Source organism: Streptacidiphilus carbonis, assembly GCF_000787775.1.
GTDB classification, from domain to species: domain Bacteria; phylum Actinomycetota; class Actinomycetes; order Streptomycetales; family Streptomycetaceae; genus Streptacidiphilus; species Streptacidiphilus carbonis.
Window position 1 is genome coordinate 48,093 of the sequence record NZ_BBPM01000007.1, and the last position, 10,845, is coordinate 58,937.

At 71.0% G+C, this 10,845-nt stretch carries 7 protein-coding genes and 2 pseudogenes; 6 read left to right on the forward strand and 3 right to left on the reverse strand.

Translation table 11 applies throughout. The features are described 5' to 3' along the window. The first annotated feature begins 163 nt into the window (after window positions 1-163). Window positions 164-298, forward strand: coding sequence for an SPW_0924 family protein (locus TR46_RS40765; protein ID WP_152626340.1), 135 nt, complete (start codon window positions 164-166; stop codon window positions 296-298). 15 nt (window positions 299-313) lie between these two features. Further along, window positions 314-1,279: pseudogene (pgfA, locus tag TR46_RS39190) on the forward strand (cell envelope lipid trafficking protein PgfA); the annotation flags it as partial. A gap of 3 nt (window positions 1,280-1,282) precedes the next feature. Here pgfA and TR46_RS07575 read toward each other — a convergent pair. Beyond that, a complete protein-coding gene (locus tag TR46_RS07575; RefSeq protein ID WP_042395807.1) occupies window positions 1,283-2,167 on the reverse strand; it encodes a class I SAM-dependent methyltransferase in 885 nt (294 codons plus the stop codon). Window positions 2,168-2,551: 384 nt separating this feature from the next. Between TR46_RS07575 and rpsA the strand changes: the two genes are divergently transcribed. The 4 genes from rpsA to TR46_RS07595 all read left to right on the forward strand — a co-directional run bounded on the left by rpsA (window position 2,552) and on the right by TR46_RS07595 (window position 8,721). After that, window positions 2,552-4,066 (forward strand): 30S ribosomal protein S1, encoded by a 1,515-nt coding sequence (rpsA, locus tag TR46_RS07580; protein WP_042395810.1) that lies wholly within the window; start codon window positions 2,552-2,554, stop codon window positions 4,064-4,066. A gap of 227 nt (window positions 4,067-4,293) precedes the next feature. Then, entirely contained in the window at window positions 4,294-6,507 is a 2,214-nt protein-coding gene (locus TR46_RS07585; protein ID WP_052432608.1) for an MMPL family transporter, read from the forward strand. 34 nt (window positions 6,508-6,541) lie between these two features. Beyond that, entirely contained in the window at window positions 6,542-7,150 is a 609-nt protein-coding gene (coaE, locus tag TR46_RS07590) for a dephospho-CoA kinase (RefSeq protein ID WP_042395813.1), read from the forward strand. Window positions 7,151-7,326: 176 nt separating this feature from the next. Continuing rightward, a complete protein-coding gene (locus tag TR46_RS07595) occupies window positions 7,327-8,721 on the forward strand; it encodes a nucleobase:cation symporter-2 family protein (protein ID WP_439654345.1) in 1,395 nt (464 codons plus the stop codon). A gap of 100 nt (window positions 8,722-8,821) precedes the next feature. On the opposite strand, the gene treZ is transcribed toward TR46_RS07595, so the two are convergent. Both treZ and TR46_RS42125 read right to left on the reverse strand, forming a co-directional pair. Continuing rightward, window positions 8,822-10,591, reverse strand: coding sequence for a malto-oligosyltrehalose trehalohydrolase (gene treZ / locus TR46_RS07600; protein ID WP_042395818.1), 1,770 nt, complete (start codon window positions 10,589-10,591; stop codon window positions 8,822-8,824). A gap of 3 nt (window positions 10,592-10,594) precedes the next feature. Then, window positions 10,595-10,845, reverse strand: a pseudogene (locus TR46_RS42125) (malto-oligosyltrehalose synthase); the annotation flags it as partial.

Below are 10,845 nucleotides of genomic sequence, written 5' to 3' on the forward strand. Positions count from 1 at the left end.
GATGCCGTGGTGCAGACCGTAGTTGGCTTGTCGCGCAGTTCCCCGCGCCCCTATGGGGCTGCAACTGAATGCAGGCGCCGCACCCGAGAGCATTGGTAGAACCTGTTCTCATTTCGCCGCCCCCGCGTTACGGTGCGGGGCGGCGGGACGAGGGAGGTGGCCGATGCGTGCACTGGTGGCTGCGGCGGTCGGGGTGCTGGTCGCCCTGGTGGTGGGTCTGGTGATGGTGCCGCTTGCGCACCAGGGCGGTCCGACCTCGCCCAAGCCCCTGCTGACCAGCGCTCCGGCGCATCCGTAGGGGGCGGGTTCCGCGATGCATCGCCGACTGAGCCTGGTGCTGGTCGCCCTGGCCGCCTTTCTGGCGACCCTGGGGCCGATGATGCGCTGGTACGACTACCCCCGGGTGGTCGAGGTGCCGGCAAGCCAGTACCAGGCCGTGGTGCTGCAGGCGAAGGACGCCACGCTGATCGACTACGGCACCCTCACCGGCGTCCCGCACCAGACCGTCACCATCGTGCAGACCCTCAAGGGCGACACCGCCGCCGCGGCCGCCGAGAAGAAGCGCACCGGCCGCGATGTCGTGGTCTGGGACGGCCTCTCCTATGTGCTGGGCACCGACGGCAAGATGATCTCCAGCATCCCCGAGGTCTACGTCTTCGACGCGCACAGCCAGGAGCCGGTGCACTGCTGCGGCGAGAGCGTGGACGGCGACCCGGTGACCCGCACCGGCATCGAGTACAAGTTCCCCTTCGACACCCAGCCCAGGGACTACCAGTACTACGACCCGCAGACCCGGACCTCCGCGCCCATCCACTACCAGGGCACCCGCGACTACCGGGGGATGACCGTCTACTACTTCGAGCAGACCATCCCCTGGACCCAGGTCGTCTTCCCCAAGACCATGCCGGCCGGGATCACCGGACTGACGCCGGCGACCATCACCGCGCTCGGCTACCAGCGCTGGTACACCACCACCCGGGAGTTCTGGGTGGACCCGGTCACCGGCGCTCCGGTCAACGGCGAGGAGCAGCACCACGAGGAGCTGCGCTTCGCCAAGGGCAGCGGAAGGGCGCCGGTCACCGTCTTCCAGGGCGATGTGAAGATCCGCTCCGACTACCTGGACGCGACCTTCGGACAGGTCCGCTCGCAGCGGCAGCTGGTCCTGGCGCTGAGCACCTACATCCCGTGGGGTGCGCCGCTGCTGGGCGCGGTCATGCTGGGGCTCGCCTTCCTGTTCGAGGTGCGCGGCCGGAAGAGGCCGGCCCGGAACGGGGGCCCGGACTCAGTCGGCGACGGTGACGAAGACGGCGGTGCCCGGCAGGTGCCGCCCCCGGAGCGGGCTCCAGCCGCCCCACTCCTGGGTCAGCCCTTCGGGCCACTCGGGTTCGACCAGGTCGACCAGTCGGAAGCCCGCTGACGTCAGCTCCCGCACCCGGTCGCCGAGGGTGCGGTGGTGCTCCACATAGACGGCCCGGCCCTGTTCGTCCTGCTCCACGTACGGGGTGCGGTCGAAGTAGGAGGAGAGCGCGGTCAGCCCCTCGGGGCCCGGCTCGTCCGGGAAGGCCCAGCGGATCGGGTGGGTGACCGAGAAGACCCAGCGGCCGCCGGGCCGCAGCACCCGGCGCACTTCGCGCATCAGCCGCGCGGTGTCCGCGGCGAAGGGCACCGCCCCGTAGGCGGAGCAGGCCAGATCGAAGGCGGCGTCGGCGAACGGCAGCACGGCGGCGTCGGCCTGCACCAGCGGGACCGGCGCCAGCCCGAGCTGCTGGTCGATCCGCAGCGAGTGCTGCAGCTGGCGGTGCGAGAGGTCGAGGGCGACCGGCTTCGCCCCCTGCGCGGTCAGCCAGCGCGAGCACTGCGCGGCGCCGGCGCCGATCTCCAGCACGGTACGGCCGCGGAGCGCGTCCGGGTCGCCGAGGAGGCGGGCCTCGGACTCGTCCAGGCCCTCGGGGCACCAGGTGAAGCGGGCGTCGCCGAGGAAGGAGCCGTGCTCGTCCTGGTACTCGTCGGCGTTGCTGTCCCACCAGTGGCGGTTGGCGCGGCTGCTCTCGGCGGTGCCGGCCTGGCGGCGGACGGCCTCGCCGTCGTCCCCGTCATCCCCGTCGAGCCGGCCTGAAAGGCCGTCAGGAGATTCGACGGCTGGGTTGCTTGCCTGGTGCGTACTCATCTCACAGGTAGCGTAGCCTTGGTCCTGTAGCGTCCGGGCGTCGCCGGAAAGGTCGCCAGCTCGATCCTGGAGCTGGGAGAGTGCTGTTCAGACCGGTCTGTCCGGTCTGTGTGGGGCTCTCCCGCACTGCGGCATCCCGCATTGACCGTGCATGGCTGTCCCCGTATGCTACAAGTTGCGCTGCGGGCCTGCGCGCCTCGGACGGAGCAGGTCGCGCTCGCATCTGTTGAAGACCCCACAGTCACAGCCCGGGGTATCGGCTTCCAGTAGATCTGGATGCGGCGATACACCGGCTCAACCCTGTCTGGTCCTTGGTGGAGCGATAACGGGTCCCCGGCGCAGTAGTACCTACGACTTCATGTCCGTACCGGAGCCCTTTTCCTAATGACGACCAGCAGCACCGAGGCCCGTACCACCCCGCAGGTGGCGGTCAACGACATCGGCGACGCAGACGCTTTCCTCGCGGCGATCGACGAGACCATCAAGTACTTCAACGATGGCGACATCGTCGAGGGCATCATCGTGAAGGTCGACCGTGACGAGGTCCTCCTCGACATCGGTTACAAGACCGAGGGCGTCATCCCCTCTCGCGAGCTGTCCATCAAGCACGACGTCGATCCCCATGACGTCGTCAAGGTCGGCGACAACATCGAGGCCCTGGTTCTCCAGAAGGAGGACAAGGAGGGTCGTCTCATCCTGTCCAAGAAGCGCGCTCAGTACGAGCGCGCCTGGGGCACGATCGAGAAGATCAAGGAAGAGGACGGCATCGTCACCGGTACCGTCATCGAGGTCGTCAAGGGTGGTCTCATCCTCGACATCGGCCTCCGTGGCTTCCTGCCGGCCTCGCTGGTCGAGATGCGTCGGGTCCGCGACCTCCAGCCCTACGTGGGCAAGGAGCTCGAGGCGAAGATCATCGAGCTGGACAAGAACCGCAACAACGTGGTCCTGTCCCGCCGTGCCTGGCTGGAGCAGACCCAGAGCGAGGTCCGCCAGACCTTCCTCACCACCCTGCAGAAGGGCCAGGTGCGCTCCGGCGTCGTCTCCTCCATCGTCAACTTCGGTGCCTTCGTGGACCTGGGCGGCGTCGACGGCCTGGTGCACGTCTCGGAGCTGTCCTGGAAGCACATCGACCACCCGTCCGAGGTCGTCGAGGTCGGCCAGGAGGTCACCGTCGAGGTCCTCGACGTGGACATGGACCGCGAGCGCGTCTCCCTGTCGCTGAAGGCGACCCAGGAGGACCCGTGGCAGCAGTTCGCCCGGACCCACCAGATCGGCCAGGTCGTCCCGGGTAAGGTCACCAAGCTGGTTCCGTTCGGTGCGTTCGTCCGCGTGGACGAGGGGATCGAGGGCCTGGTCCACATCTCCGAGCTGGCCGAGCGCCACGTGGAGATCCCGGAGCAGGTCGTCCAGGTCGGCGACGAGATCTTCGTCAAGGTCATCGACATCGACCTCGAGCGCCGCCGCATCAGCCTCTCGCTGAAGCAGGCCAACGAGTCCCTCGGTGCCGACCCGGCCTCGGTCGAGTTCGACCCGACCCTCTACGGCATGGCTGCCTCGTACGACGACGCCGGCAACTACATCTACCCGGAGGGCTTCGACCCCGAGGCGAACGACTGGCTGCCCGGCTTCGAGAAGCAGCGTGAGGAGTGGGAGCGCCAGTACGCCGAGGCGCAGACCCGCTTCGAGCAGCACCAGGCCCAGGTCATCAAGAGCCGCGAGGCCGACGCCGAGGCCGCTGCCGCTGGTGAGGGCGCTGCCCCCGAGGCCGCTGCCGCCGGTGGCGCCGGTGCGATCTCCGGTGGCTCGTACTCCTCGAGCAGCGACGAGACCTCGGGCGCCCTGGCGACCGACGAGGCCCTCGCCGCGCTGCGCGAGAAGCTCGCGGGCGGCCAGAGCTGATCCGCTCGGCTCTGCGTGTGAACGCCGGCTGAGTATTCGGCCGTGAAGGACCCCGTCCGGGAGACCGGACGGGGTCCTTTCGCATGTCCGGACGGTCTGAGCGGTTCATAAGGGACATCAGGGTGTTCTCACGGTGATTCTGGCCATAGCTGGAAGAACTTCCTATTCATCTGGATATGGGCGAAAGTTCCAGGAACACCTCTTCCTGATGCAAGGCGCCCCCACTTATGCACGCACCCTTCTCCCGTGTCGGCGGACCGTTCGCCGCGGTGGGACGCTTCAGCCATCGGCGCCGGCGCTGGGTGCTGCTCGCCTGGGCCCTGCTGATCGCGGTCGGGCTGGTGTTCGGCACCAAGGTCTTCGACACCGCCGCCCCCACCGCGGCCGCCGCCGGCTCCGAGTCCGCGACCGGGAGCGCGCTGCTGGCCGCGGCCAGCGCCTCGGACTTGAGCATCACCGCGCTGGTGGACGGCAGGCCGGTGGACGACTCGGCGGTGAAGGCGGCGGTCACCGCCGCGGCCGCGGACCTCTCGCACATCGCCGGGGTCACCTCGGTCTCCGACGCCTACACCGGCGGCGGCTCCGCGCTCAGGTCCGGTGACGGGACCGCGAGCCTGGTCCAGGTCCAGCTCAGCACCGACAGCAGGAGCACGGTCGCCGAGGTCTCCCGGCGGCTGGAGGCGATCGAAGCCGCCTCGGGCACGACCGTCGACCTCGGCGGCACCCAGATCCTGAACGCGCAGGTGCAGCAGCAGACCCAGAAGGACACCGAACTGGGCGAACTGCTGACGCTGCCGATCACCCTGCTGGTGATGGTGCTGATCTTCGGCGGCTTCCTGGCCGCCGGGCTGCCGCTGATCGGCGCGGTCGGCTCGATCGCCGGGGCGTTCCTGGCCCTGCTGGGCTTCAGCCGGATCATGCCGATGGACACCAGCGTGCTGCCCATCGCCACCGTGCTGGGGCTGGGGCTCTCCATCGACTACGCGCTGCTCATGGTCAACCGCTTCCGCGAGGAGCGCGGCCATGGCGCGGACGTGGCCGCGGCGGTGGAGCGCAGCTGCGCGACGGCCGGGCGCACCATCGCCTTCTCGGCGGTGACGGTGGCCGCCGCGCTGTCCGGGCTGTTCGTCTTCGTCAGCCCGATCTTCCGGGCGGTGGCGGCCGCCGGGGTCAGCGTGGTGGTGATCACCGTGCTGTCCGGGCTGACCCTGGTTCCGGCGCTGCTGGGTTTCGTCGGCGCCCGGATCAAGCCGGCGGCGCCCGGCGGCGGCTCCGACGACGGGGTGTTCGCCCGTACGGTGCGCCGGGTGCAGCGCCGTCCGCTGCCGGTGGCGATCGGGGTCAGCGCGCTGCTGCTGGCGCTGGCCGCGCCGTTCGTGACCGCGCACGCGCAGAGCGCTGGGGCGGACGTGCTGCCGAAGTCGTTCAGCAGCCGGGCGGTCGCGGACGCGGTGGAGGGCCGGTTCCCGGCGCAGCGGCAGGCGGCGGTCACCGTCGCGGTGCAGGACGGCACCGCGCAGGCCGACCGCTACGCCGCCGAGGTGCGCACGCTGCCGGGGGTGACCGGGGCGACCGTGCAGTCCGTCGGCGACGGCCTGGTCCAGGTCGCGGTGAGCGTGGACGGCGGTGCTCAGGGCACGACGGCCCGGCAGGTCGTCGGCGAGCTGCGGGCCGACCGGGGCGGGTTGACCACCTGGGTGACCGGTGACGCCGCGACCGTGGTCGACTTCAAGCACGAGGTCTCGACCCGCGGGCCGTGGGCGCTGGCGCTGGTGGTGAGTGCGACCTTCGCGCTGCTGTTCATGATGACCGGCTCGCTGCTGGTGCCGCTGAAGGCGCTGCTGACCAATCTGCTGTCGCTGGGCGCCTCGCTGGGGGTGATGACCCTGGTGTTCCAGGACGGCTGGTTCAGCGGGCTGCTCGGCTTCACCCCGACCGGCGGCCTGGAGACCTGGATCCCGGTGCTGGTGTTCGCCTTCGCCTTCGGTCTGTCGATGGACTACGAGGTGTTCCTGCTGGCGCGGATCAAGGAGCTGCACGAGGAGGGGCACCGCTGCCGCAAGGCGGTGGAGCTCGGCGTGCAGCGCAGCGGGCGGATCATCACCTCGGCGGCGCTGCTGATGGTGGTGGTGTTCGCCGGGTTCTCCGCCGGGAGCATGCTCTACATCAAGGAGATCGGACTGGGGCTGGCCGTCGCGGTGCTGGTGGACGCCACGCTGGTACGGATGCTGCTGGTGCCGGCCACGATGACGCTGCTGGGGCGGGCCAACTGGTGGGCGCCGGGCTGGTTGCAGCGGCTGCACGCCCGGATCGGCCTGCGCGAGGGGCAGACGCTGCCGCCGCTGCGGGCGGGCTGGGGCGGAGCGCTCGGCAAGGTGCTGGTGCCGCCGCAGCGGCCGCCGCAGCGGGTGCCGAGGCCGGTGCGGGGCGGGTCGGTCTAGGACCACCACTCCGGCGAAGGCCTAAGCTGCCCGCATGCTGAAGGTGGGACTGACAGGCGGAATCGGTGCGGGCAAGAGCGAGGTGTCGCGGCTGCTGGCCTCCTACGGGGCGGTGCTGGTCGACGCCGACCTGATCGCCCGTGAGGTGGTGGCGCCCGGGACGCCCGGGTTGGCGAGCGTCGTCGCCGAGTTCGGGCCGGAGGTGCTGCTGCCGGACGGCGCGCTGGACCGGCCCAAGCTGGGGTCGATCGTGTTCGCGGACCCGGCGCGGCTGGCGGCGCTCAATGCGATCGTGCATCCGCTGGTGCGGGACCGCTCGGCCGAGCTGGAGGGCCGGGCCGGGCCCGGCGACGTGCTGGTCAACGATGTGCCGCTGCTCGCGGAGAACGGGCTGGCCGAGCTGTTCGACCTGGTCGTGGTCGTGGACGCGGCGGACGCGACCCGGCTGGACCGGCTGGTGCGGCTGCGCGGCATGGGCGAGGAGGAGGCGCTGGCCAGGATGGCGGCGCAGTCCTCGCGGGAGGACCGGCTGGCGGTGGCGGACCTGGTCATCGACAACGACGGGCCGCTGGCGGCACTGGAACCGCAGGTCCGTGAGGTATGGGTGGAGCTGCGGCGACGGGCGGCGGAACGGGAGGGGTAGTAGAAAGGTCCAAAAGAATAAACAATCTGTTGACGCTGCTCCTGGACGGTTCTACGTTTCGTTGAAACGCCGTCACGGATCGCCGTCCGGACGACTGTTCGACACCCCCTGCCCGCAGGCCGTCCCCTGCCTCAGGTTTCCCCCTTCTGTGGACCCACCTACCTGGAGGCATCAACGTGGATACCTCGTGCCCGGACGCAGCACCCGCACCAGCCGTTCATCCCGTGGACGAACTCCTGCCCGCGCCCAAGCTGACCGCCTATGCACTGCAGCACATCGCCGCGATGTACGCCGGGGTGGTCGCACCGCCGCTGATCGTGGGCGCGGCGGTGGGGCTCTCGGCCACCGAGATGACCGTGCTGATCGGCGCCGCGCTGCTCACCTCGGGGCTGGCCACCCTGCTGCAGACGCTGGGGGTGTGGAAGGTCGGCTCGCGGATGCCGTTCGTCAACGGGATCAGCTTCGCCGGGGTCGCTCCGATGCTGGCGATCGCCAAGACGACGGGCCACGGGCACGCGCTGCCGGTGATCTACGGCTCGATCCTCGTCGCGGGGGCGGTGACCTTCCTGGTCGCGCCGTTCTTCGGCAAGCTCGGCCGGTTCTTCCCGCCGGTGGTGAGCGGGACCGTCATCAGCCTGATCGGCCTGTCGCTCTTCCCGGTCGCCTTCGGCTGGGTGACCGGCAACGACGCGACGGCGAAGGACTACGCGTCGGTGTCGCGGGTGCTGCTGGCCGCGATCACGCTGCTGGTGGTGCTGGGACTGAACCGGTTCCTGACCGGGTTCCTGCGCAGTATCGCCATCCTGCTGGGGCTGGTCATCGGCACACTGCTGGCGATCCCGTTCGGGCTCTTCGACGCCTCGGCGCTGAGCAGCACGCCGGTGTTCGCGGTGCCGTCGCCGTTCCACTTCGGCGGCCCGGAGTTCCAGGCCGGGGCGATCGTCTCGATGCTGATCGTGATGCTGGTGTCGATGACCGAGAGCACGGCGGACATGCTGGCGCTCGGTGAGGTCGTGGAGATGCCGGTCACCGAGAACACCATCGCGGCCGGGCTCCGGGCGGACGGGGCGGCGACGTTCGTCGCTGCGGTCCTCAACGGCTTCGTGGTGTCGGCGTTCGCCCAGAACATCGGGCTGATCGCGCTCACCCGGGTGCGGAGCCGCTTCGTGGTCGCGGTGGGCGGGGGCATTCTGATCCTGCTGGGCCTGTTCCCGATCGCCGGGGCGATCGTCGCGATCGTGCCGCAACCGGTGCTGGGGGGCGCGGGGTTCGCGCTGTTCGGGACGGTGGCGGCGAGCGGGATCAAGACGCTGGCGCGGGCGGGGCTCGGGGACAGCAACAACCTGCTGATCGTGGCGGTGGCGCTGGGGTTCGGGCTGCTGCCCATCGCGTCGCCGAACTTCTGGGTGCACTTTCCGCAGGTGGTGCAGACGGTGATGGGTTCGGGCATCAGTGCCGGGTGCCTGGCGGCGATCGCTTTGAACTTGTTCTTCAACCATCTGGGCAAGCGCGGAGAGGTTTCGCCGGGGGAGCGTGTTGCCGCCGAGGCCGAGCCGACGCTGGTGCACTGACGGGTCCTGTCGGCGGGTGTGGGGGCTGCATGGTTCGTCGCGCAGTTCCCCGCGCCCCTGCGGGCAGCAACCGAACCGCTGTGGGTCCGGTTGCACCTGCTCAGGGGCGCGGGCGGCCAGGCTCCACGCCGATCCACGCGGCATGTGGCGGCAACGTGATTGACGGCCCGTCAGGAGCGGTGGCGGGAAAGGCGGCAAGGGTCTCCCATGACGCCGTGTCCAGGGGGACGGTGCGGGTCTCGTCGGAGAGGTTGACCGCGGTGCGGTAGGGGCCGCGGTGGAGGACGAGCCAGCGGGCCGCCTCGTCGAAAGCGACGTGGACGGCGGACAGGTCCGGGTCGGTGAACTGCGGGTGGGCGCGCCGCAGGGCGAGCAGCGTGCGGTACCAGCCGAGCAGTTCGGCGTGGGGCTTGCGGTGCGGTTCGGTCCAGTCGAGCTTGGAGCCGAGGAAGGTCGCGGGGGCCTGCGGGTCGGGGACCTCCTCGGGGCTCCAGCCGTGGCCGGCGAACTCGCGGCGGCGGCCGTTGCGCACCGCGTCGGCCAGGTCCGGGTCCTGGTGGTCGGTGAAGAACTGCCAGGGGGTGCGCGCCCCCCACTCCTCGCCCATGAACAGCATCGGGGTGAAGGCGGAGGAGAGCAGCAAGGCCGCACCCGCCGCCAGCAGGCCGGGGTCCAGCTCGGCCGACAGCCGGTCGCCGAGGGCGCGGTTGCCGATCTGGTCGTGGGTCTGCAGGTAGCCGAGGAGCCGGTGGGCCGGGGTGCGGTGCAGCAGCAGCGGCCGGCCGTGGGTGCGTTCCCTGAAGGAGGACCAGGTGCCGTCGTGGAACCAGCCCCGGGTCAGGGTCTTGGCCAGTCCCGCCAACGGCCGGGCGGCGAAGTCGGCGTAGTAGCCGCGGGCCTCGCCGGTGAGGGTGGCGTGCAGACTGTGGTGCAGGTCGTCGCTCCACTGGGCGGCCAGGCCGAGGCCGCCGGCCTCGCGCGGGGTGATCAGCCGCGGGTCGTTGAGGTCGGACTCGCCGATCAGGAACAGTGGCCGGCCGGTGGCGGCAGCCAGGGCGTCCACGGCGGCCGCCAGTTGCTCCAGGAAGTGCACGGCCCGGGTGTCGACCAGGGCGTGCACGGCGTCCAGGCGCAGGCCGTCGATGCGGTAGTCGCGCAGCCAGGCCAGGGCGCTGCCGATGAGGTAGGCGCGGACCTCGTCCGAGCCGGGGGCGTCCAGGTTCACCGCCGAGCCCCAGGGCGTGTGGTGACGGTCCGTGAAGTACGGGCCGAAGCGCGGGAGGTAGTTGCCGGACGGCCCGAGGTGGTTGTGCACGACGTCCAGGACCACGCCCAGGCCGCGGCGGTGGGCGGCGTCGACGAAGCGCTTCAGCCCCTCCGGGCCGCCGTAGGGCTCGTGGACGGCCCAGAGCGAGACGCCGTCGTAGCCCCAGCCGTGCGTCCCCGGGAACGGGCACACCGGCATCAACTCGACCAGGTCGACCCCGAGTTCGACCAGGTGGTCCAGGCGGGCCGCGGCGGCGTCGAAGGTGCCCTCCGGGGTGAAGGTGCCGATGTGCAGCTCGTAGAGGACGCTGCCGGGCAGGGCGCGGCCGTGCCAGGGGCCGTCCGACCAGGGGAACGCGGAGTGGTCGGTGAGCTGGGAGGGGCCGTCGGGGCCGTCGGGCTGGCGCGGGGAGCGGGGGTCGGGGAGCAGGGTGCGGTCGTCGTCCAGGCGGAAGCCGTAGCGGGAGCGGGAGGGGTCCGCGGGGGCGGCCGCCTGCCACCAGCCGGGGTGGGAGCGGTCCCGCGCCATGGGGATGGGGGTGCCGTCGACCTCGACCTCGACGCGGTGGGCGGTGGGGGCCCAGAGCTCAAAGCGGTGCGGCATGGGTCAGGGCTCCTCGGGGGTGCGGATCAGCAGGGCGACGGGGAGGGACTGCAGCAGCGTGGCGAGGGGGGTGGCGCCGGTGCGGGGCGGGGCGTCGGTGAGGGCGTCGGTCCATCGGCCGGGCGGGAGGGCGATGGTTGCATCCCCCCAGCCGGAGACTTCCAGGCGGTGGGGGAGGCGCGTCGCCACCGCGATGATGTCGTCGCCCCGGAGGTAGGCCACGGCGTTGGGGGGGGCGGGGTCGGGGGGTAGGG

Coding starts and splice junctions, on each gene's coding strand:
- TR46_RS07585 (WP_052432608.1), top strand. CDS start 4,294: ATGCACGCACCCTTCTCCCGTGTCGGCGGACCGTTCGCCGCGGTGGGA.
- TR46_RS07575 (WP_042395807.1), bottom strand. CDS start 2,167: ATGAGTACGCACCAGGCAAGCAACCCAGCCGTCGAATCTCCTGACGGC.
- treZ (WP_042395818.1), bottom strand. CDS start 10,591: ATGCCGCACCGCTTTGAGCTCTGGGCCCCCACCGCCCACCGCGTCGAG.
- coaE (WP_042395813.1), top strand. CDS start 6,542: ATGCTGAAGGTGGGACTGACAGGCGGAATCGGTGCGGGCAAGAGCGAG.
- TR46_RS40765 (WP_152626340.1), top strand. CDS start 164: ATGCGTGCACTGGTGGCTGCGGCGGTCGGGGTGCTGGTCGCCCTGGTG.
- rpsA (WP_042395810.1), top strand. CDS start 2,552: ATGACGACCAGCAGCACCGAGGCCCGTACCACCCCGCAGGTGGCGGTC.